The sequence below is a fragment of the Aliiroseovarius lamellibrachiae genome (assembly GCF_018599245.1).
GTDB classification, from domain to species: domain Bacteria; phylum Pseudomonadota; class Alphaproteobacteria; order Rhodobacterales; family Rhodobacteraceae; genus Aliiroseovarius; species Aliiroseovarius lamellibrachiae.
In genome coordinates this window covers 157539-177993 of the sequence record NZ_JAHEVJ010000007.1, presented here as the reverse complement: position 1 = coordinate 177993, position 20455 = coordinate 157539, and the positions used below count along the sequence as shown (strand labels likewise).

The 20455-nt window shown below is 54.0% G+C and carries 20 protein-coding genes; 15 read left to right on the top strand and 5 right to left on the bottom strand.

The genetic code is table 11. From position 1 onward, the window contains the following. The 9 genes from dxr (at nucleotide 1) to lpxB (ending at nucleotide 9480) form a co-directional block, all read left to right on the top strand. A complete protein-coding gene (dxr, locus tag KKW20_RS13405; protein WP_214568410.1) occupies nucleotides 1-1170 on the top strand; it encodes a 1-deoxy-D-xylulose-5-phosphate reductoisomerase in 1170 nt (389 codons plus the stop codon). A gap of 81 nt (nucleotides 1171-1251) precedes the next feature. Then, nucleotides 1252-2589, top strand: coding sequence for an RIP metalloprotease RseP (rseP, locus tag KKW20_RS13400; protein WP_214568409.1), 1338 nt, complete (start codon nucleotides 1252-1254; stop codon nucleotides 2587-2589). A gap of 166 nt (nucleotides 2590-2755) precedes the next feature. Further along, nucleotides 2756-2887: a hypothetical protein gene (locus KKW20_RS16640; protein ID WP_281422178.1), complete on the top strand. Its 132-nt coding sequence runs from the start codon at nucleotides 2756-2758 to the stop codon at nucleotides 2885-2887. Nucleotides 2888-3023: 136 nt separating this feature from the next. Further along, nucleotides 3024-5375, top strand: coding sequence for an outer membrane protein assembly factor BamA (gene bamA / locus KKW20_RS13395; RefSeq protein ID WP_214568408.1), 2352 nt, complete (start codon nucleotides 3024-3026; stop codon nucleotides 5373-5375). 55 nt (nucleotides 5376-5430) lie between these two features. Then, complete coding sequence (locus KKW20_RS13390) at nucleotides 5431-6039, top strand: OmpH/Skp family outer membrane protein (RefSeq protein WP_214568407.1); 609 nt, start codon at nucleotides 5431-5433, stop codon at nucleotides 6037-6039. Between the two features lie 167 nt (nucleotides 6040-6206). Then, nucleotides 6207-6671, top strand: a complete 465-nt coding sequence (fabZ, locus tag KKW20_RS13385) for a 3-hydroxyacyl-ACP dehydratase FabZ (RefSeq protein WP_214568406.1) — start codon at nucleotides 6207-6209, stop codon at nucleotides 6669-6671. Nucleotides 6672-6674: 3 nt separating this feature from the next. Continuing rightward, nucleotides 6675-7484: an acyl-ACP--UDP-N-acetylglucosamine O-acyltransferase gene (lpxA, locus tag KKW20_RS13380; protein ID WP_214568405.1), complete on the top strand. Its 810-nt coding sequence runs from the start codon at nucleotides 6675-6677 to the stop codon at nucleotides 7482-7484. Further along, on the top strand, nucleotides 7481-8302 hold the full coding sequence (locus KKW20_RS13375) for an LpxI family protein (RefSeq protein ID WP_343207595.1): 822 nt from the start codon (nucleotides 7481-7483) through the stop codon (nucleotides 8300-8302). The genes lpxA and KKW20_RS13375 overlap by 4 nt, the downstream gene beginning before the upstream one ends. Then, nucleotides 8299-9480: a lipid-A-disaccharide synthase gene (lpxB, locus tag KKW20_RS13370; protein ID WP_214568404.1), complete on the top strand. Its 1182-nt coding sequence runs from the start codon at nucleotides 8299-8301 to the stop codon at nucleotides 9478-9480. The genes KKW20_RS13375 and lpxB overlap by 4 nt, the downstream gene beginning before the upstream one ends. On the opposite strand, the gene KKW20_RS13365 is transcribed toward lpxB, so the two are convergent. Both KKW20_RS13365 and mnmA read right to left on the bottom strand, forming a co-directional pair. Then, the gene (locus KKW20_RS13365) at nucleotides 9481-9969 is read right to left on the bottom strand and encodes a DUF2059 domain-containing protein (RefSeq protein ID WP_214568403.1); all 489 of its coding nucleotides are present in this window, start codon (nucleotides 9967-9969) and stop codon (nucleotides 9481-9483) included. A 128-nt stretch (nucleotides 9970-10097) separates the two neighbouring features. Beyond that, nucleotides 10098-11234 carry a tRNA 2-thiouridine(34) synthase MnmA gene (gene mnmA / locus KKW20_RS13360; RefSeq protein ID WP_214568402.1) on the bottom strand — a complete coding sequence of 379 codons (1137 nt, stop codon included), beginning with the start codon at nucleotides 11232-11234 and terminating at the stop codon, nucleotides 10098-10100. A 126-nt stretch (nucleotides 11235-11360) separates the two neighbouring features. On the opposite strand from mnmA, the gene sciP reads away from it, so the two are divergent. The 5 genes from sciP (at nucleotide 11361) to KKW20_RS16635 (ending at nucleotide 17046) form a co-directional block, all read left to right on the top strand. Next, a complete protein-coding gene (gene sciP, locus KKW20_RS13355) occupies nucleotides 11361-11639 on the top strand; it encodes a CtrA inhibitor SciP (protein WP_214568401.1) in 279 nt (92 codons plus the stop codon). A gap of 100 nt (nucleotides 11640-11739) precedes the next feature. Next, on the top strand, nucleotides 11740-12453 hold the full coding sequence (gene ctrA / locus KKW20_RS13350; RefSeq protein ID WP_214568400.1) for a response regulator transcription factor CtrA: 714 nt from the start codon (nucleotides 11740-11742) through the stop codon (nucleotides 12451-12453). A gap of 123 nt (nucleotides 12454-12576) precedes the next feature. Further along, a complete protein-coding gene (gene ligA / locus KKW20_RS13345; RefSeq protein WP_214568399.1) occupies nucleotides 12577-14709 on the top strand; it encodes an NAD-dependent DNA ligase LigA in 2133 nt (710 codons plus the stop codon). A gap of 1 nt (nucleotide 14710) precedes the next feature. Beyond that, complete coding sequence (gene recG, locus KKW20_RS13340; RefSeq protein ID WP_214568398.1) at nucleotides 14711-16801, top strand: ATP-dependent DNA helicase RecG; 2091 nt, start codon at nucleotides 14711-14713, stop codon at nucleotides 16799-16801. Nucleotides 16802-16923: 122 nt separating this feature from the next. Continuing rightward, the gene (locus KKW20_RS16635) at nucleotides 16924-17046 is read left to right on the top strand and encodes a hypothetical protein (protein WP_281422177.1); all 123 of its coding nucleotides are present in this window, start codon (nucleotides 16924-16926) and stop codon (nucleotides 17044-17046) included. A 184-nt stretch (nucleotides 17047-17230) separates the two neighbouring features. Here the strand turns inward: KKW20_RS16635 and KKW20_RS13335 are convergent, their stop codons facing one another. After that, nucleotides 17231-18427 carry a methyl-accepting chemotaxis protein gene (locus tag KKW20_RS13335; RefSeq protein WP_246534606.1) on the bottom strand — a complete coding sequence of 399 codons (1197 nt, stop codon included), beginning with the start codon at nucleotides 18425-18427 and terminating at the stop codon, nucleotides 17231-17233. A gap of 266 nt (nucleotides 18428-18693) precedes the next feature. After that, nucleotides 18694-19134, bottom strand: a complete 441-nt coding sequence (locus KKW20_RS13330; protein ID WP_214568397.1) for an iron-sulfur cluster assembly scaffold protein — start codon at nucleotides 19132-19134, stop codon at nucleotides 18694-18696. 83 nt (nucleotides 19135-19217) lie between these two features. Here KKW20_RS13330 and hisI point away from each other — a divergent pair, with 83 nt between their 5' ends. Then, on the top strand, nucleotides 19218-19577 hold the full coding sequence (gene hisI / locus KKW20_RS13325; protein WP_214568396.1) for a phosphoribosyl-AMP cyclohydrolase: 360 nt from the start codon (nucleotides 19218-19220) through the stop codon (nucleotides 19575-19577). A 4-nt stretch (nucleotides 19578-19581) separates the two neighbouring features. Here hisI and gluQRS read toward each other — a convergent pair whose 3' ends face one another. Next, complete coding sequence (gluQRS, locus tag KKW20_RS13320; RefSeq protein ID WP_214568395.1) at nucleotides 19582-20448, bottom strand: tRNA glutamyl-Q(34) synthetase GluQRS; 867 nt, start codon at nucleotides 20446-20448, stop codon at nucleotides 19582-19584. Nucleotides 20449-20455 lie beyond the last annotated feature (7 nt).

Here is a 20455-nt window from a genome sequence, read left to right as displayed (position 1 = left end):
ATGCGGAAAGTTTCAATTTTTGGCGCGACGGGATCCATTGGGCAATCGACCATTGATCTTATTGCGCGCGCCCCGGACACCTATGATGTTGTTGCGCTAACAGGCGGCCATAACATTGATCTGTTGGCCCGCGATGCCATTCGCCTAAAGGCTGACGTTGCCGTCACCGCACATGAGCAAAACCTGCCAGCGTTACGTGATGCGCTTTCAGGCAGCGGGGTTGAGGCCGCCGCCGGGCCCGCGGCCCTTGAAGAGGCAGCGCAGCGCCCAGCCGATTGGGTGATGTCCGCCATCGTCGGGGCCGCCGGGTTGTTGCCGGGCCTGCGTGCGCTTGAAAACCGCGCAACCTTGGCGCTGGCCAACAAAGAAAGTCTGGTCACCGCCGGCCCGTTGATTATGGCCACGGCCCATGCGCATCATGCCAAGATCCTTCCGGTCGACAGCGAGCATTCTGCGGTGTTTCAGGGGCTGGTTGGCGAAGAGATGGACGCGGTTGAGCGGATCATTATCACCGCTTCTGGCGGTGCATTTCGCGATTGGCCTTTGGAAAAACTGGCCACGGCCACATTGGCCCAAGCCAGCGCGCATCCAAATTGGGACATGGGGCAGCGCATCACGATCGACAGCGCCTCCATGTTCAATAAAGCTCTTGAGGTTATCGAAACAAAAGAGTTTTTTCAGGTCTCGCCTGATCAGATAGAGGTTCTGGTCCACCCACAGTCTCTTGTCCATGCATTGGTTGGGTTTAACGATGGTGCCTTGATGGCCCATCTGGGTGCCCCCGATATGCGCCACGCCATTGGCTATGCGCTGCACTGGCCAAACCGGCGCGACCTTCCGGTGGATCGGTTGGATCTTGCCAAGATCGGCCAGTTGGACTTTCGCGCGCCAGATGATCGTCGCTATCCTGCGCTGCGCCTTGCACGAGAGGTCATGCAGGCGGGCGGATTGACCGGCGCCGTGTTCAATGCCGCCAAAGAAATTGCGCTGGATGGTTTCATTGCGGGTCAAATCGGTTTTATGGATATGGCGGGTGTTGTCGAAGAGGCAATGATGCGTCTGTCCGCTGACAGCGCATTGATCCATGCCGCGATGACCCTAGACAATGTACAAGCGGCTGACCATATGGGGCGTATCACCGCGCGTGAATTGATTGACGCCGCGCACTAAGCGGGGCAGGGTGCGCGGCCAAGCTGCGGCCCAGATCGCCCAACCGAAACTGCCCAGACCAGACCGCCAGAAGGATTATTCATGGACCTGTTTTCGCTCTTGCCGGATTTTGGCAACCTCGCCTTTACGATCCTCGCGTTTCTCGTTGCTTTGACGGTGATTGTGGCGGTGCATGAATATGGCCACTACATTGTTGGCCGCTGGTCGGGCATCAAAGCGGATGTATTCTCGATCGGCATGGGGCCGGTGCTGGCCTCGCGCGTTGATCGTCATGGCACGCGCTGGCAAATCGCCGCCTATCCGGTTGGGGGATATGTGAAATTTGCAGGTGACGCCAATGCGGCTTCTGGCGGTGCGGACGAAGAGGCGCTGGCGGAACTGTCCCCAGAAGACCTTCGCCACACCATGCCCGGTGCGCCCCTTTGGGCGCGTGCTGCAACCGTTGTGGCGGGGCCGGTGTTCAATTTCATCCTGTCCACCATCATTTTTGCCGGTGTGTTGATGGGCACGGGGGTCGCCACCGACCCGCTGTCCGTTGCCAAGGTGAAACCGGTTCCGGGGATCGAAGGCGTGTTGATGCCTGGTGACGAAGTGCTGGCCATCGCGGGCAATGAAACCCCGCCGTTGTCCGAATTCTATGAGTTTATCACCAAGCTCCCAAACACCGCAGAGGTGGAATACAGGGTACGCCGCGATGGCGCAGAGGTGGTGACCACCGGGCGCCATCCTTATCCGGCCTTGGTGGGATCGGTAACGCCAAAATCCGCCGCAATTGATGCGGGGATCCAACCCGGTGATTTGATTGAAACCGTCGATGGAAAACCAGTCGCAACCTTTGAAAGCCTGCGTGATATTGTTGTGGCGGGCGATGGTGCCGCAATGACGCTTGGTATCTTACGCGATGGCGCATTGATGGAAGTGACCTTAACGCCGCGTCGTCAAGACCTGCCAAAAGCGGAAGGTGGCTTTGAGACCCGTTTTTTAATCGGCATCACATCAGGCATGATTTTTGAACCCGCAACCCGAACGCCAGGACCTTTGGAAAGCTTGAAAAGCGGCGCGGACCGCGTGATTTATATTGTGAATTCAAGCCTGTCTGGCCTGTGGCACATGCTCACCGGAGCAATTTCCAGCTGTAATCTGTCTGGCCCCATTGGCATTGCACAGGTGTCAGGGCAGGCGGCGTCACAAGGCGCGATAAGCTTTATCGCCTTTATCGGCATGTTGTCGACGGCGGTTGGCCTTTTGAACCTGTTCCCAATCCCTGTGCTGGATGGCGGGCATCTGGTGTTCTTTGCTTACGAAGCGGTAACGGGTCGCAAACCAAGTGACAGGGCCATGAACGCACTGTTGATTGTTGGGCTGTCGCTGGTGCTGTTTTTGATGGTGTTTGGCGTGACAAACGACCTTTTCTGCTAATGATTTAGCGTGTTGGTTCTTGGGGCAGGGGCGTCCTGTGCCAAGAACCACAGCGCGCAGAATCGAAAATGCCGCATTCTTGCCACAATTCCCCTCATCTCTTGCCTTAATTGCCGCTTAACACTGTCCTTAGCCGGTCAAAAACGGTGTGTATAAGGAGAATGTCATGGACCATATTCAAAGCGGATATCGCGGCTTGTCGCTGCTGTTTGATCTGAATTTCGATCGCTTTATCTATGCGGGTGCAATCGTGACGGCCCTGTCCGGCGCTGTTGTGCTGATGAATGTGTTGTCCTGATCAAGGGCCCAGACCCTAACCAAACGGATTAGACTTTGATGGCGCTCCCTTGCCGGGGGCGCTTTCGTGCTTTGACATGCACCTTCGGACCCTTTATCCACAAGGGAAATGGGTTGTTTGAGCGGAAGATAATAAAATGAAAAAATCAGGTGGCCAGAGCAGCGCCTTTTTCCGAAAAAAAATAGAGACCACATCCTTTGCAAAACGCAGCTCTGTTGCGATTTTCCTCGGGATTTCAGCGCTTTCCGTTGTGCCATCCGCACCGGCCATCGCGCAGGCCTATTCCTTTTCGTCGGTGGAAATCGAAGGCACACAACGAATTCAGGCCGATACAATCCTGAGTTATCTGGGAATCAGCCGGGGCGAGACCATTCCCGCCGCCGCCTTGAACGACGGATATCAGCGGTTGATCGGATCGGGCCTGTTTGAAAAGGTCGAGCTGTTGCCGCAGGGCAACAAGCTGATTGTGCGTGTTCAGGAATACCCAACCGTCAATGTTGTTTCGGTCGAAGGCAACCGTCGATTGAAAGATGATGTGTTCGCGCCGCTGCTCAAAAGCCAACCGCGCCGCGTTTACAGCCCCACAACTGCCGAAAAAGATGCGCAAACCATTGTCGAAGTGTATCAGGCGCAGGGCCGTTTGGCCGCCAAGGTAACCCCTCGGATCATCCGCCGTTCAAACAACCGCGTTGATGTCGTGTTCGAAGTTATCGAGGGCAAGACTGTTGAGGTTGAACGCTTGTCCTTTGTCGGCAACCGCGCGTTCTCGGATGGACGCCTGCGTCGTGTTCTGCAAACCAAACAGGCGGGTATCCTGCGCCAGTTTATTCGCGCCGACAGCTATGCGCCTGACCGGATCGAGTTTGATAAACGCGTTTTGACCGATTTCTACATGTCGCGCGGGTACGCCGATTTTAAGATCCAGAATGTGACATCAGAATTTTCGCGCGAGCGTGATGCGTTCTTTATCACATTCAACGTGCAAGAGGGTCAGCAGTTCCGTTTTGGCAACATTACGACAACCAGTGACTTGGAAGAGGTGAACCCGGACGACTTCGCAGCGGTTTCCAAACTGCGTTCGGGGGTCGTGTACAGCCCGGGTCATATTGAAAATACCGTCGCCCGGATGGAACGGCTTGCCTTGCAAAAAGGGCTGAATTTCATCCGCGTTGAACCCGTGATTACCCGTAATCCACGCGATTTGACACTGGATGTTGAATTGGTGATTGCCCGCGGCCCCCGCGTGGTTGTTGAGCGGATTGATATCGAAGGCAATGCCACCACGCTTGACAGTGTGGTCCGAAGCCAGTTCCGTATCGCTGAAGGTGATCCCTTTAACCCGCGTGAAATTCGCGAAGCGGCTGAACGTGTGCGCGCCCTTGGGTTCTTCACAACCGCAAATGTTCGGCCTCGTGAAGGCTCCTCGCCTGACCGGGTGGTCGTGGATGTTGATGTCGAAGAGGCCCCGACCGGAAGCCTGAGCTTTGGTGGCGCCTATAGCCTTGAAAATGGCTTCGGGGTGAACCTCTCGTATACGCAGAAAAACCTGCTGGGGCGTGGCCAGTTCCTGAAACTCTCCTTTGCCAACACCAGCGACACCACCTCGTTTGCCTTCAAGTTTGTCGAACCCAGGTTCCTGGGACGCGATCTGGCATTTGGGGTAGAGGCCTTTTACAATGAAAGCGTGCAGGCGTCGTCGTTCTTTGACAGCCGTGAAATCGCCCTGCGTCCTTCGCTCGATTTTCCGGTAAGCGAAAACGGGCGTCTCGGGGTTCGCGCCTTTGTCAGCGGGTCTGATATGTACAATGCCAAGGCTGACAGTTCCGCCATTATCACGAATGAGGCGGCGCGCGGACAACAAGTTGGCGTCGGGTTTGGGCTGACCTATAACTACGACACACGCCGGACCGGGTTGAACCCGAATGCCGGGGTTTTGCTGAGATTTAGCACCGATGTCGGTGGATTTGGATCGGATTATCAATACGTTAAATCAGAAGCGCTGCTGCGTGCGCAAACCAAGGTTCTCAGTGATCAGGTGACGTTGTCGGCCACATTCGAGGGCGGATATCTCGCCTCGTTGAATGGCGGCACATCGCGCTTTACCGATCGCTTCCACCTTGGGCCATCCAAGCTGCGCGGGTTCTCGACCAATGGGTTGGGGCCACGCGATCTGACCGCGGTCAATCAGGATGCTTTGGGCGGAAATGCCTATGCGGTCGCCCGGTTAGAAGCACAGTTCCCCCTCGGGCTTCCTGAGGAATATGGCCTTTCAGGCGGCGTTTTCCTTGATGCGGGTGCGCTTTGGGGCTTGGATGACACCCTGAGCGGCACCATTGATGATGGGGTACATATTCGTTCATCCATCGGCGCATCGGTGTTTTGGACCACGCCCATCGGGCCTCTTCGTCTGAACTATGCGCATACGCTCGCGAAAGAGGCCTATGACAAAGAGAATGAGTTTGAGCTTACAATCTCCACGAGTTTCTAACGGTCAGCCAGGCGCCTTTCAATCGTTTGGTGTCTGGTCAAAAGGGTGTCTGATTTTGGCCGCCTGGGCAGTTCTTTTGGGATTGCCCACAGCACGGCCTGCATCCGCGCAGCAAACGGATGCTCCGGGTGTGGCTGAACCAAATTTAGGCATTGTGCAATCTGCCATTCTGACGATTGATCGCGACTTGCTGTTTCGACAGTCACTTTACGGGAAACGCATCTTAGCAGAGCTTGAGGTGGAACGGCGCCGTTTGGCATCAGAAGCCCGCAAAGTTGATGCGGCTTTGGCCGCGGAAGAAAACACACTGACCGAACAACGTGCAACGCTCTCGGCAACAGAATTTCGCACCTTGGCGGATGCGTTCGATGCGAAAGTCAAAAGGTTGCGCGAAGAACGACCTGCGCAGGAACAAGAGTTCACACGCCGTTTCGAACAGGAACGCGTGTCCTATTTTGAGAAAATAGGTGCTGTTCTGGGGGCGATCGTACGCGAACGCGGCGGGGTGGTGATTTTGGATCGTCGCGCAATCTTGTTGACCACCCAAAATATCGACATCACCGACGCGGCCATTAAGCGTATTGATGCGCAATTGGGCGATGGTTCGTTGGGTCCGACAAATGCGCCCGATGCACCGGCCACACCAGAGGCGACGGATAATTAATGCGTTTTGGATGAAACAATGACGGGCAGCGTTCGAAACGCTTTGGGTCGATTTCCAAAGATCCCTACGGCAATAGCCGTTGTTTCGGGCGCGCCGAGTTGGTAATCAAAACAAGAGTATAAAAAAACTGCCGCCGAGGAACGGAGGCAAACACAAAGGACGTGACCATGGTTGATGTGCCCGCCACCGCCGATATCCAGCTTATTCAGGAATGTATCCCACACCGCTACCCGTTTCTGCTGGTCGACAAGGTCGAGGACATTCGCGCCAAGGAATATGCCAAAGGCATCAAAATGGTCACGATGAATGAGCCTCATTTTCAGGGCCATTTCCCCGGATTGCCAATCATGCCCGGTGTGACGATCATCGAAGCGATGGCGCAGACCTCGGCGGTTATGGTGTCCCTGTCGCTCGATCTTGTTGGCTCAGGTGCGGTTGTCTATTTCATGGGCATCGACAGCGCCAAGTTCCGCCGCAAGGTTGTGCCCGGCGATAAGCTGGAGCTTGAAGTGACCACGCTGCGTGGCGGGGCCAAGGTTTGGAAATTCCATGGTGTCGCTAAAGTCGACGGCGAAGTGGCCTGCGAGGCGACCTTTATGGCGATGATCGACGTCACCGCGGGAAAGGGCTGATCCATGGGCGTTCAAGGACGCATTGATCCAACGGCCAAGGTCCATGCCAGCGCGATCATCGACGAGGGGGCCACGATTGGCGCCAATTGCGACATCGGTCCGCTGTGCACTGTTGGGCCAGATGTGAAACTCGGCGACGGCGTGGTTCTTAAATCTCATGTGGTCGTCACCGGGGATACAGAGATTGGCGACGAGACGATCGTGTTTCCCTTTTCCGTGATTGGCGAAATCCCGCAGGATCTTAAGTTTTCGGGCGAGGACACCAAGTTGGTGATCGGCAAGCGAAATCGGATCCGGGAACATGTGACCATGAACACCGGAACCGCCGGCGGGGGCTATGTCACACGCGTCGGCGATGACGGGCTGTTTATGGCTGGCTGCCACGTAGCCCATGACGCTCAGATCGGTGACAACGTCATTTTGGTGAACAATGTCGCTGTTGCCGGCCATGTGGTCATCGAAGACGACGTGATTGTTGGCGGTCTCTCGGGCATCCATCAATGGGTGCGCATTGGCCGCGGGGCCATCATTGGCGCCTTGTCGATGGTGACGGCAGATGTCTTGCCTTACGCATTGGTTCAAGGGCCACGCGCGGAACTTGACGGTCTGAACCTTGTCGGGCTGAAACGCCGCGGCGTCGCCCGCTCGGATATCACCGCATTGCGCGCCGCCTTCCTGACGCTGAAGCAGGGCGAAGGCAGCTTTCAAGACCGTGCCAAACGCCTGTCAGAAGAGACGGACAGTACATTTGTACGCGAGATGGTGGGCTTTGTTATGGGCGAAAGCGATCGTGGCTTTCTGACGCCAAAGTGAGCTTGATCGGATCTTCTGATCGGCTTGCGATTGTCGCGGGGGCAGGGCAGCTGCCCCTGACAATTGCCGCGGCCAACCCTGATGCGTTGTTTTTGATCCTAAAAGGCGCGGCGGTGACCGCCCCTGCGGGGATGGAACAGGGGGATGCCACCTATGAAAAACTCGGTGCGCTTTTTAAGCAACTGCGCAAAGCGGGTGTGACCCATGTGGTTTTTGCGGGCAAAGTCGATCGCCCAAAACTCAATCCGATGCGTATGGATATGACCACCCTTGGGCTGTTTCCGCGCGTAAAAGCGGTGCTTGGCAAGGGGGATGACGCCCTTTTGCGTCTTGTGGCGCAGGTGTTCGAAGAACAGGGCTTTCAGGTGGTTTCCGCCAAAGACGTCACCGATGGATTAAGCGTTGAGGCCAAGGTGATTGGACGCGCGCCTTCGGATCAAGATCAAGCGGACGCCGCGCGCGCCATTGAAATTCTAGCCGCCCTAGACGGTCAGGACGTGGCGCAAAGCGCTGTGGTTGCGGGGGGGCAATGTTTGGGGATCGAAAGCATTCAGGGCACCGATGCGCTTTTGTCTTACGTGGCCACCACGCCCGAGCATCTGAAACGCGGCGCGATGGGGGTTTTTGTAAAACGCCCCAAACAGGGTCAGGATGCGCGAATGGATACGCCAACCATCGGCCCCGAAACCGTCACCTCCGTTGTGAAGGCCGGCTTGGGTGGAATTGTGATCCCATCGCGTGACATCATCGTGCTTGCGCCCGAGGACGTCGAACGTTTGGTGCTTGAACATGGCCTATTTCTGGAGATCCGCGGATGAAGGTGTTTTTGATAGCGGGCGAACCTTCGGGGGATCGCCTTGGGGCCGCTTTGATGGCGGGTCTTAAAACGCTGGATCCTCAGGTTGCATTCTGTGGAGTCGGCGGCGATGCGATGGCAACCGAAGGGCTTGTCTCGCAGTTTCCGATGTCAGAGCTGTCCATCATGGGGATCGCGGAGGTTGCGCCGAAGTATTTTGACCTCAAACGCCGCATTCGCGAAACCGCACAAGCTGTGATTCGCGAGCGCCCGGATGTTCTGGTCACCATCGACAGCCCGGATTTTTGCCTGCGCGTCGCCAAGATTGTCAAAGAAGAAGAGATCGAGGGGCAAACTTTAGGACAGGATATCCCCATTGTGCATTACGTGGCGCCTTCGGTTTGGGCGTGGCGTCCGAAACGGGCGGAAAAGATGGCGCAATGGGTGGATCATGTGCTGGCGCTGTTGCCGTTTGAACCCAAGTATATGCAAGCGGCGGGCATGGGCTGTGACTTTGTCGGTCATCCCGTCGTGTCTGAACCTCAAGCGACAGAGAAGACGGCGCAGGCGTTTCGGGACATTCATGGGGTGGGCGAGGGGCCGGTGATCCTCGCGCTTCCTGGCTCGCGCAAAGGCGAGATTTCGCGTCTGGCGGACCGGTTTGGTGAGGTCATAGGACAGGTTCAAAAGGCCCATCCCGACACGCGGGTTGTGGTGCCAATGGCGCAGGGTGTTGTTGATTTGGTGCGTCAGAAGACCGCCAATTGGCCGGTGCAGCCGGTGTTGATTGCGCCAGAAGATCGTGACGCCAAGCGGGCCGCGTTTAAAGCCGCCGATGTGGCCCTTGCCGCATCCGGCACCGTTTCAATCGAGCTTGCCGCCGCAGGCACGCCGATGGTGATCGCCTATGATATGAACTGGCTCAGCCGCATTTTGATCGGTCGATTGCTTAAGGTGGACACGGTCACTTTGGTCAATCTGGTCTCAGAAACCCGCGCCGTCCCCGAATTCCTTGGCGCTGAGTGCCAACCGGACTTGATTGCGCCTGCGGTTTTGGATCTGCTTGAACACCGCCAGTCACAAGACTACGCCATGGCCTTGACGATGAAGCGTTTGGGGCAGGGTGGTGAGGCACCGGGCCTAAGGGCGGCCCGGGCTGTGATGAATGTGGTGGCAGGTCGTAACCCCCACGACCAATAGTTACTGGGCCTCAACACCCTGTGCCAAAATCTCCTGAATTTGCGGAATGATCATCGGCATTTTTTCCTGAACCATCTTCAAAACCATTGGCGTTTGACGTTCTGCAATCTGTGGCAGCTTGGTCATCGCGGCACGCCCCAAGTCGGTTGCATAAAAATCGCGAATGGCTTTGATCTCATCAAACGTAAACACCTCTGCCATCACCACGGATTGATCCCGCAGGATGGTCAGCATCGGTTCGGTCATCTCATCCTGATACAGCTTTGAAATTTGCGCGATTTGCGCGTCGCTCAGGGGAATGTCCTTCGATCGGATATCCGCCACGATCGGCTGCCACATGGTTTCGATCATCGCTGGCATGTTGATGTCTTGCAATGTGGCCTCAATATAGCCTGTGGCAAGCGCAAGCCGTTGTTCATAGGTCTCTTCTGCCAAGGCGGGGGTGCTTAAGGTGGCCGCGACGGCAAGCGCAGAGATGAAATTACGCATGAAATTTCCTTTCGGTTGATTTGCTCGGATCATCCCTGACCCCATCAAGCGGCACAACGACATTGGTCAAGTCTGGATGAAAGAACCCGGAAATCGGACGTTTTAGAAGAAGCTGATGGGGTGGCAATTTAGCCGCGCCAAATCCATCCGCCGCCAAAGATACGCGAGCTTTCATTGTCGTAAAACACGCTGGCCTGTCCGGGGCTGACACCCTCTTCGGCGGTCAAAAGCTCCACTTCGGCCTCAGTTTCCGAAATGGGCCGCACAATGGCGTCGCGCGGCGGCCGGGTTGATCGGATTTTCACGCCCATGTGCCATTCCTTACGCGACATAAAGGGCTCATCCCCCAGCCAGTTAATCTCGCGGACCGGCACTGTGCGCGTCGCCAACAGCTCTTTTGGGCCGACGACAACCTGTTTGGCATCCACATCCAGTTTGACCACGTAAAGCGGATCAGCAAGCCCGCCAATGCCCAAACCGCGCCGCTGCCCAATGGTATAATGCAGCACGCCGTGGTGTTTTCCCAACACGCGTCCATCAGTATCCACAATGTCACCGGGTTCCGCGGCCCCGGGGCGCAGCTTTTCAATCACGCCTGCATAGTTTCCGTCTGGCACAAAGCAAATATCCTGACTGTCGGGCTTATCTGCCACCTCCAGCCCATATTTCCGCGCCAAGGCACGGGTTTCGTCTTTGTTTTTCAAGTGCCCTAATGGAAAGCGCAGGTAATCCAGCTGTTCTGGAGTTGTTGAGAACAGGAAATAGCTTTGATCGCGCATTGGATCCGCAGCGGAATGCAATTCGGCCCCACCATCGCCGGTCATGCGCTGAATATAATGACCGGTCGCCATGCAATCGGCCCCCAGATCACGCGCCGTTTCCAACAGGTCTTTGAACTTCACCCGCTCGTTACAGCGAATACAGGGCACAGGCGTTGCGCCCGACAGATAGCTGTCAGCAAATTCCTCAATCACCGCATCCTGGAAGATATTTTCATAATCGAGCACATAATGCGGAAACCCCATGCTTTCCGCCACACGGCGCGCGTCATGGATATCAACGCCCGCACAACACGCCCCTTTTTTGGCCAAAGCCGCCCCGTGATCATAAAGCTGGAGCGTGACACCAACCACATCATAGCCTTCTTCAGCCAGCATCGCGGCCACAACTGAACTGTCCACGCCACCCGACATCGCAACCACCACTCGGGTGTCAGCGGGGGGCTTGGCAAATCCAAGCGAATTTAAGGTGGATTCGGTGGTCATTACTAATCCCTTCCAAGAGAGAACCAAAATATAGGAAAATTCGAACGAACAACAAGGGCCAGCTTCACCTCTCTTTAAGTCTGTCACGGCAAAGTGTCGACCAGGAGCAATTTGAGGGATGTTTTGATGTATCTGAAAAAAGTTGAGGGACCGCGCGCGGTGACCCTGCCAGATGGAACCGTCATGACGCGCGCCGATCTTCCCCCGGCCGAAACTCGGCGGTGGGTCGCAAGTCGCAAATCAGCAGTGGTGAAGGGGATCGCCTATGGGTTGATTGGCGAAGATGAGGCCATGCGGATGTATGGATTGTCACGAGATGAGCTGATCGAGTGGCAATCTGCGCTAAAAATACACGGTGAAGCAGCTTTAAGAGCCACAGCGCTTCAAAAATATAGACAACCCTAGGGGGAATTCGCTAAAAGTTCTCTTAGGGTAACGGGTGATTAACCATTTGAAGGGATGCTGCTTGCAATCGGAAAGTTAGTTTAAAGCGGAGAATCCCGATATGCGAATTTTGCTGGTGGAAGACGACCCAACAACGTCCCGCAGTATTGAGCTTATGCTCACACATGCAAACTTGAATGTTTACGCCACTGATATGGGCGAAGAAGGCATCGATCTTGCAAAACTGTATGATTATGATTTGATCCTATTGGATCTGAACCTCCCCGATATGAACGGGCACGAAGTGCTGCGTCAGTTGCGGATGTCTCGAATCGAAACACCCATTCTGATTTTGACCGGTGCCGATGATACCGAAAACAAAATCAAAGGCTTTGGCTTTGGTGCAGATGATTACATGACCAAACCCTTCCATCGTGAAGAACTGGTTGCACGTATTCATGCCATCATTCGCCGTTCAAAAGGTCACTCTCAATCCATCATTAAGACGGGTAAGATTTCTGTTAATCTGGACGCAAAGACCGTCGAAGTTGATGGGCGCACCGTTCATTTGACCGGTAAGGAATACCAGATGTTGGAACTCCTCTCGCTTCGTAAGGGGACCACGCTGACAAAAGAGATGTTCCTCAATCACCTATATGGTGGGATGGATGAACCCGAACTAAAGATCATCGACGTGTTCATTTGCAAACTTCGTAAAAAACTGTCCAATGCGACAAGTGGTGACAATTATATCGAAACCGTTTGGGGGCGCGGCTATGTCCTGCGCGACCCGGAACCCGCTGAATATGATGCCCAGCTTGCCATGGGCGCCTAATATTTTTCAAAGGGATTCTCTTAAACCTGGCGGCCGTGTGGCCACCAGGTTTTTTTTCATGCACACTGGACGTTCATATCGTCTCGGGCCTATCTGTTAACGCAAGACAGTGTGGAGAGATCGATGGAGCACGACCTATCAAAGACAAAAATAAACGACCTGACAGTGGAAGGTGCTCGTGCAGAGTTGAAGCGCCTTGCAGAACTTCTTTTAACGGCAAATAGGCAGTATCATGCTGAGGACGCACCTGTGTTGTCAGATGCGGAGTATGATCGGGAAAAACAACGTAACCAAGCGATTGAAGCCCGGTTCCCGGAATTGGTTCGTCCTGATAGTCCGTCGTTTCAAGTTGGGGCTGCGCCATCCTCCGGTTTTTCCAAGATTAAACATGAAAAACGGATGATGAGCTTAGGCAATGCTTTTTCCGTTGAAGATGTTCAAGAATTTGATGCACGGGTCAGAAGCTTTCTAGGGCTCAATTCAGACCAAGCTCTGGCCTATACCGCTGAACCAAAAATAGACGGGTTGTCGCTATCTGTAAGATATGAAAATGGGGATCTCGTTGCCGCGGCCACGCGTGGCGATGGGGCGATTGGTGAAGACGTAACTGAAAATGCCAAAACGATTAAGGATATCCCGCATCATATTGAAAACGCGCCGGAAATACTTGAGGTGCGCGGCGAGGTCTATATGTCTCACACTGACTTTCAGAACCTGAACGCCCGCCAATTGGAGCTTGGTGATAAACCGTTTTCCAATCCAAGGAATGCCGCCGCAGGCTCACTTCGGCAATTGGATGCGAGCATTACAAAATCGCGACCCCTTCGTTTTTTCGCTTATGCGTGGGGCGTGTTGTCAGCACCACTTGGTGACACGCAGTTGTCATCGGTAAAGACGCTTTCCACCTTCGGTTTCAAGATAAACGAATTGACGCAACGGTTTGAAAACACGGACGAGATGATTGATCACTACCGCTTGATCGAAAGGCAGAGATCCACCCTCGGCTACGATATTGACGGTGTGGTTTATAAGGTGGATCAACTCGATCTCCAACGCCGGCTTGGATTTAGATCGACGACACCTCGATGGGCGATTGCACATAAATTTCCTGCCGAACGGGCGTGGACGCGATTGGAGGGAATTGATATTCAGGTTGGCCGCACAGGGGCTCTTAGCCCGGTCGCTCGCCTTGCGCCTGTGACTGTTGGTGGTGTCGTGGTCTCAAATGCGACATTGCACAACGAAGATTACATATTGGGTCGCGACAATTCCGGCGCTGACATTCGAAACGGGAAGGATATTAGGGTTGGGGATTGGGTTGAGGTGTATCGCGCTGGCGATGTTATCCCCAAAATATCCGATGTTGACCTTTCAAACCGCCCTGAAGATGCATGTCCGTTTGTTTTTCCTACCACATGCCCAGAATGTGGATCCGATGCTGTTCGCGAACCAGGAGATGCCGTTCGCCGCTGTGTTGGTGGCCTAATTTGCCCTGCTCAAGCGGTTGAAAAGCTGAAGCATTTTGTCTCGCGTGGCGCATTTGATATCGAAGGTCTTGGAACAAAACAAATCGAAATGTTCTATGGCGATGATGTGTTACCAATCCGTGAACCTGCCGATATCTTTACCCTTTCTGACCGTGATCGAACCTCATTGGCTCGTTTGCAGAACCGAGACGGGTGGGGCCCCAAGTCCGCTGAAAAGCTTTTTGCAGCCATTGAAAACCGACGATCCGTTCCGCTCAATAAGCTCATTTATGCACTTGGAATTCGCCACATTGGCGAAAATTCGGCGAATTTATTGGCGAGGAATTTCGGAAGTTGGGAAAAATTCGAACAGGCCGTGACTGCGGCCGGCAAAAACCATGAAATTTGGGAGGAGTTGCTTGCAATTGATGGGATTGGCGAGGTTTTGGCCTCTTCGTTGGTTGCCGCCTTTGCGCAGGCTTCTGAACGAAATTCTATTGACCGACTTGCACAGCATTTAACAATTCTTCCGGTTGAAAACACATCAACCTCGGACAGCCCAGTTGCGGGGAAAACCGTGGTGTTCACGGGGAGCCTTGAAAAGATGACCCGAGCCGAAGCCAAGGCCCGCGCCGAAGAGTTGGGAGCCAAGGTTGCTGGTTCGGTTTCGTCAAAAACCGACCTTCTCGTGGCGGGACCCGGGGCGGGGTCAAAGGCAAAAAAGGCTTCTGAATTGGGCATTGAAATCCTTGATGAAAATGGCTGGCTGACACTTGTCGGGGACGCCTAAGATGTCTGCTCGCCCCGAGATTTTATTTCCGCTATTTGCCGAGTTGGAGAGCCTGTCCGGTGTTGGTGCAAAAACCGCGAAAGCATTTGCGGCTCTTCGTATTGAGGCGCCTCGCGATTTGCTGTTTTCGTTGCCCTATGCCGGGATTGACCGGAAATTCAGGGCCTCAATTTCAGAAGTTGAACCTGGACAAGTTGCGACCGTAGAAGTCGAAGTTCGGTCCCATCACCCCGGTCGAAACAAGCAAGCGCCTTATCGCATCATTGTTCGGGATGCATTAACCGACTTTACCTTGGTGTATTTCCATGCCCAGCCATCTTGGCTATTGGACAAGCTTCCGGTCGGTACCAAACGTGTTGTTTCCGGAAAAGTAGAAAGCTTTGACGGGCATTTTCAGATGGCGCATCCCGATTTTCTGGTGGCGCCAAATGATGTGGCGCAAATTCCTGATTTCGAACCTGTTTATGGGTTAACTGCGGGGGTCACTTCAAAGCTCATGACCCGCGCCATTCGTGAAGTTTTGACGCGTGCTCCTGCGTTGAAGGAATGGGTCGATCCGGAATTGAAAAAGCAAGAGCATTGGCCCGATTGGATTGACGCCATGCGAGCTGCACATGCGCCGGTGGGGCCAGATGATGTGTCGCCGAACGCGCTTGCGCGTCGACGATTGGCCTATGACGAATTGTTTGCACATCAACTGACGTTGGCGTTGGCCAGATCCCAACTGAGAAAGGGGCATGGCCAGGTCAGTTTGGCAACTGGTGTGTTGCAGGGAAAAGTTCTGAAAGCATTGCCCTATAGCCCAACCAAAGCGCAATCGCGGGCAATCGAAGAGATTGCCACAGATATGGCCGCTGGCGCGCGGATGAACCGCCTGTTGCAGGGAGATGTTGGGGCTGGGAAGACACTTGTTGCGCTGATGGCTCTGTTGATCGCCGTTGAAGCCGGCGGGCAAGGGGTGATGATGGCCCCAACCGAAATATTGGCGCGACAACATCTTGCGGGCATTCGTCCTTTGGCAGAGCAGGCGGGTGTTGTTGTGGATATCTTAACCGGGCGCGACAAGGGGGCTGATCGGCGCAAAAAGCTTGATGCATTGGAAAACGGACGTATTCAAATCCTTGTGGGTACGCATGCCGTTTTCCAAAGTGACGTTATATTTCAAAATCTTAGACTATCGGTTGTTGATGAGCAACATCGGTTTGGTGTCGCACAAAGGATGCTTCTCGGGGAAAAGGGAAACGCGTCGGACGTATTGGTTATGACGGCAACACCCATTCCGAGAAGCCTGTCACTGGCGCAATATGGCGATATGGATATTTCCGTGTTGGATGAAAAACCCCCGGGCCGGCGCCCAATCCAAACCGTTCTGATTTCAGCCAATCGGCTTGATGACGTCGTTTCGCGCCTTCGCGCCGTTACCAAAGACGGGGCGCAGGCCTATTGGGTCTGTCCGTTGGTGGATGAAAGTGAAGTGATGGATTTGACGGCCGCGGAAGAACGGTTCAAACATTTGCGCGCCGCTTTGGGCGAAACCTCAGTTGGGCTTGTGCATGGTCAAATGCCATCGCAGGAAAAGGATGCGGCCATGCGATCCTTCCAAAACGGGGATATCCAGGTTCTGGTTGCGACCACCGTCATCGAAGTTGGCGTAGATGTACCAAATGCAACAATAATGGTCATCGAAGGGGCAGAGCATTTTGGGCTTGCCCAGTTGCATCAGTTGCGTGGGCGTGTCGGTCGAGGCCAGGACGCGTCGACCTGTGTTTTGCTCTATCGTGCCCCCTTGACCGCTGGTGGCGAAAGCCGGCTTAAAACCATACGGGATACCGAAGACGGATTTGTTATTGCAGAGGCGGATCTGGCCATGCGCGGTGCTGGCGACCTAATTGGCACGGCGCAATCTGGGCTTCCAAATTTTTGGGTTGCCGACTTGGAACACCAAGCTGGTCTAATGGCGATCGCTCAGAAGGATGCCCGTGTGTTGCTTGCCCAAGACCCTAAACTTGAAACCGAGCGAGGGCGCGCGGCGCGTGTTCTTCTTTGGTTAATGCGACAAGATCAAGCTATTCGTTTGATTTCAGTGGGTTAGTAAAGTTCACCTCGTTTTGTTCGCCAATGTTCTTAAAAAGTTCTTTACAGGGTGCTCCCGATATGAGAACAAAGTAGCAACAAAGGCTTAACGCCACAGCATAATGAGCAGGAGAGAAGAACATGATGAAACAGGTGAAAGACGTATTGGCCCGTTCATCCGCCACTATTTGGCAGGATACAATCGGTGGAATGTCTCTTTTAATTGTTTTGTTTGCCGCTCTTCACCTGCCTGGTGTGTTGTGATGTTCACCTGAGTTTCTGTCCTGCGGCCGGTCCGGTTATGCATCCTGTCCCAAATTTGATGCATTGACGGTTCACTGCCCGTCATCTGTCCTAATTCAGGGTGATTTGCCTCATTCCCACCCTGAAACCGGAATGATCCGATCCGCAACTTACGCCGCCTCCCTTGTGGAGTGCGGCGTTTTTTTTATCCATCTGCGCGGTAGCCCATACGGAGGCCCCCCCAGTGTTTTCCATTAACAAAAATGGGTGCCGACAGGTCCTTCATCAGTACAAACTCTCCGCCCCCCATATCGCGACGATAGACCTGAAGTAAAAAGGGGGCCTTTGATTGACCAGATTTCAAACCGACCCTGTCATTGAAAATAACGCGATTTCTGCAATTGGCGGTATTCCAAACGGGATCAGCGCCCTGCGGTTTTGAAAACTTGGCATTATGTGTCGGCAAGTATCCGTGATCATCAATGGCCACGCAAAAGATAACATTCGCATCGTTTTTTAAAGCTTCCTCAAGGATGGGCGGTAGAATACGATCTGTTAGGGTTGTGAACGGGGCTAGGACCTGCTGTGGATTTGTGTTTGGAATGGGGGTGTATTCGCGATGAAACAGGTCTTGTTCATCAATTTCCCCGCGATTGATTGCATCACTGAACAGTGCTGAAATATTCTTTGCGTCCTGTTGCACACGATCAATAAAAGGTTGGTCCGCAGACCGACCACCGAGAGCGACGGTTCGTTGGACTATTCCCTCAGACAAGTCGATCAGGCGATCTGATTTCTGAGTGACAAAATGTACGCCTTCCGCTGTTTCCCGAACGGTTGCGCCAATCTGTTCAAAAGACGGAAGAAAATTCTCGACCGCGTCGCGAACCTTCTCCGCTTCTGACATGATATGTTGGGTTTTTGCGGCAGATTTCTCTGTTGCTTGCGCGATACGCCCCATGGCGTCATCTGCGTCTTGCGAGTCGCAAAGCACTGTTTCCGCGGTTTTTTCGATCTTGTTTGTCTCTAGGTTGAGCTTTTCAACCTTCTTTGAGAGATTGCTTACATTGGCTGAAATCTGCTCTGCAGAAAGGGCGGTTTTTCCAGAGAGTTCGTTAATGGCCTCAGCAACAACAGCAAACCCACGCCCCGCATCCCCAGCTCGTGCGGCTTCGATCTTCGCGTTGATCGCAAGGATATTCACTTGTTTGGCTATGGTCGCAATATCATCATTTGCGCTGAGGACCGCGTGTAAGGATTCGGCCATTTCCGACATTTGTGCTGACAGATGCTTTACCCAACCTGCAATGTCTTTTGATTGCCCGCCCCCTTTTCGAACAAGCTCAACAGAGGCCTGAACCGTTTCTAACGTGGATTGGGAGTTTTCAAGCAATGCCTCCATGGATGTCCGCACATGTGTGTTGGCGGTAAGCACATTCTTGGCCTGATGGGACAAGCCGGTAATTGATCTCAGCTGGTTTTCGCTTTTTTGATCAACATCAGATAAGAACCCCGCAATATCAACGACATCATACGCAAGTCGCGACCCGATTTTTGCGAGTTCGGACATTTCGACGTCGGTTTCTGGGGCCGGTACGAAGTCTTGGTTTTCGATCACGATACGTCTCCTAGGATAAGGAGTAGTACCGCGTTGAAATTTAAAATCGGTTAAGCGGCATCCACCGCATCAATCGCCGCCAAAGCCGCATCAAACGCCAATAAAATAGAGGCATGGCGGTTCTTATACTCTCGCGCGGGCGACAGTATCTCATACGCCTCGAAAGGCGCACTGGGCGTGGGACCGGTCGATTTTAACATTGCAGAAAGTTGATCGCGCCCGGATTGTAGGTCAGCGCGAGTCAATCCAATGACAGACTTCCCCAAAATTGCAGCAGATGCCTGACCAAGCGCACAGGCCTTAACGTTTTGAGAATATTGGGAAATTTTTCCGTCATCCAAGACCACGCTGGCAGACACCGTAGAACCGCACAACGGCGCGCGCACTTTTGCTTCACCGTCCGGCGCGCTGAGCGGCTGAAGATGTGGGATCTGCGAGGCCAGACCTAGGATTTTCTTGGAATACAGTTTGATCAGGTCGCTATCGCTCATGTCTTCTCTGCCTTTTCCTGGGTGGCGCTTGGGGCTTCAAATCCCTAAATAAGTCTGTGTCAGGGAAATGGAAAGGATGCCAGATGCAATTTGACGTAGACCGCCTGAAATTTGATGATCGTGGCCTGATCCCGGCGATTGCACAGGATGATGCCTCTGGTGAGGTTTTAATGATGGCTTGGATGAATGCCGAGGCCGTCACGCGCACATTGCAGACAGGCAAGGTCACCTATTGGTCGCGCTCGCGCCAGAACTTTTGGGTCAAGGGCGAAAGCTCGGGCAATGTACAGGAACTGGTGGATTTCCGTTTTGATTGTGACCGCGACTGTCTGTTGGTTCGGGTGACCCAAACCGGCCCTGCATGTCACACCAATCGTCGGTCGTGCTTTTACACCGCTGTACGAGATGGCGCCGAAGTTGAACTGATGAGCCCAGAAGTCTAACTCATTACAATCCAACCATTTTTCGAATGTCCGCAGGGGTAGAACCCTCCGCGCGATATTTGGCAATGGCACGCGCGTCGTCACGTTTGGCAAGGCGCTTGCCATGCTCATCCCGGATCAGACGGTGGTGGTAATAGGTCGGTGTCGGCAGGCCAAGTAGGGTCTGCAGCACCACATGGATTTTGGTCGCTTCAAACAGATCATGCCCCCTGATCACATGGGTGATCCCTTGGGCCGCATCATCAAGCACAACCGAAAGGTGGTAGGACCCCAAAAAATCTTTCCGGGACAAGATGACGTCACCGACGGTGGATAAAAGCTCAAGGCAGGTAACACTTTGTGTTTGTTCCGAAAATTCAGGTCCGATTTCCTGAAATTCAAAGGAGGTTTTCTCAGTTTCCGACAACGCCTCTCGTAGATCTAGGCGAAGGGTTTTCTGCTCTGGAATGCGTCCGGTTCGCGGGGCAATTGCACGGCAGGTGCCGGGATAAATCAAGCCATCGGGCCCATATGCGGGGCTTACGCCTTCTTGTGGGGCACTCATCGCGGTTTGAATATCGCGTCTGGTGCAGTCACATGGAAACAAAAGCTGCCGGTCCCACAACGCGTGTAGGGCGGGTTTGTACGCTGAGAGACGATCAGACTGGCGCATCGGTTCACTGTCCCAGGTGATGCCAAGCCAGGTCAGATCATCATAGATCTGCTCTTCCCACTTGGGGCGCGAACGAGTGTTGTCGATGTCTTCGATCCGCAACAGGAATTTCCCCCCCGAAGCACGCGCCATATCATGCGCCAACAGCGCGGAATAGGCGTGACCAAGGTGCAGGGGACCTGTAGGGCTGGGTGCAAATCGCGTAATAAAATCAGACATTTACACC

Bases quoted from the DNA above. Each gene is read 5' to 3' on its own strand.
- fabZ (WP_214568406.1), top strand. From the start codon at position 6,207: ATGGTTGATGTGCCCGCCACCGCCGATATCCAGCTTATTCAGGAATGT.
- KKW20_RS13330 (WP_214568397.1), bottom strand. From the start codon at position 19,134: ATGAGCGATAGCGACCTGATCAAACTGTATTCCAAGAAAATCCTAGGT.
- bamA (WP_214568408.1), top strand. From the start codon at position 3,024: ATGAAAAAATCAGGTGGCCAGAGCAGCGCCTTTTTCCGAAAAAAAATA.
- ctrA (WP_214568400.1), top strand. From the start codon at position 11,740: ATGCGAATTTTGCTGGTGGAAGACGACCCAACAACGTCCCGCAGTATT.
- hisI (WP_214568396.1), top strand. From the start codon at position 19,218: ATGCAATTTGACGTAGACCGCCTGAAATTTGATGATCGTGGCCTGATC.
- mnmA (WP_214568402.1), bottom strand. From the start codon at position 11,234: ATGACCACCGAATCCACCTTAAATTCGCTTGGATTTGCCAAGCCCCCC.
- gluQRS (WP_214568395.1), bottom strand. From the start codon at position 20,448: ATGTCTGATTTTATTACGCGATTTGCACCCAGCCCTACAGGTCCCCTG.
- KKW20_RS16635 (WP_281422177.1), top strand. From the start codon at position 16,924: ATGATGAAACAGGTGAAAGACGTATTGGCCCGTTCATCCGCCACTATT.
- lpxB (WP_214568404.1), top strand. From the start codon at position 8,299: ATGAAGGTGTTTTTGATAGCGGGCGAACCTTCGGGGGATCGCCTTGGG.
- KKW20_RS13365 (WP_214568403.1), bottom strand. From the start codon at position 9,969: ATGCGTAATTTCATCTCTGCGCTTGCCGTCGCGGCCACCTTAAGCACC.
- KKW20_RS13335 (WP_246534606.1), bottom strand. From the start codon at position 18,427: ATGGAGGCATTGCTTGAAAACTCCCAATCCACGTTAGAAACGGTTCAG.
- recG (WP_214568398.1), top strand. From the start codon at position 14,711: ATGTCTGCTCGCCCCGAGATTTTATTTCCGCTATTTGCCGAGTTGGAG.
- dxr (WP_214568410.1), top strand. From the start codon at position 1: ATGCGGAAAGTTTCAATTTTTGGCGCGACGGGATCCATTGGGCAATCG.
- KKW20_RS16640 (WP_281422178.1), top strand. From the start codon at position 2,756: ATGGACCATATTCAAAGCGGATATCGCGGCTTGTCGCTGCTGTTTGAT.
- rseP (WP_214568409.1), top strand. From the start codon at position 1,252: ATGGACCTGTTTTCGCTCTTGCCGGATTTTGGCAACCTCGCCTTTACG.
- sciP (WP_214568401.1), top strand. From the start codon at position 11,361: ATGTATCTGAAAAAAGTTGAGGGACCGCGCGCGGTGACCCTGCCAGAT.
- ligA (WP_214568399.1), top strand. From the start codon at position 12,577: ATGGAGCACGACCTATCAAAGACAAAAATAAACGACCTGACAGTGGAA.
- lpxA (WP_214568405.1), top strand. From the start codon at position 6,675: ATGGGCGTTCAAGGACGCATTGATCCAACGGCCAAGGTCCATGCCAGC.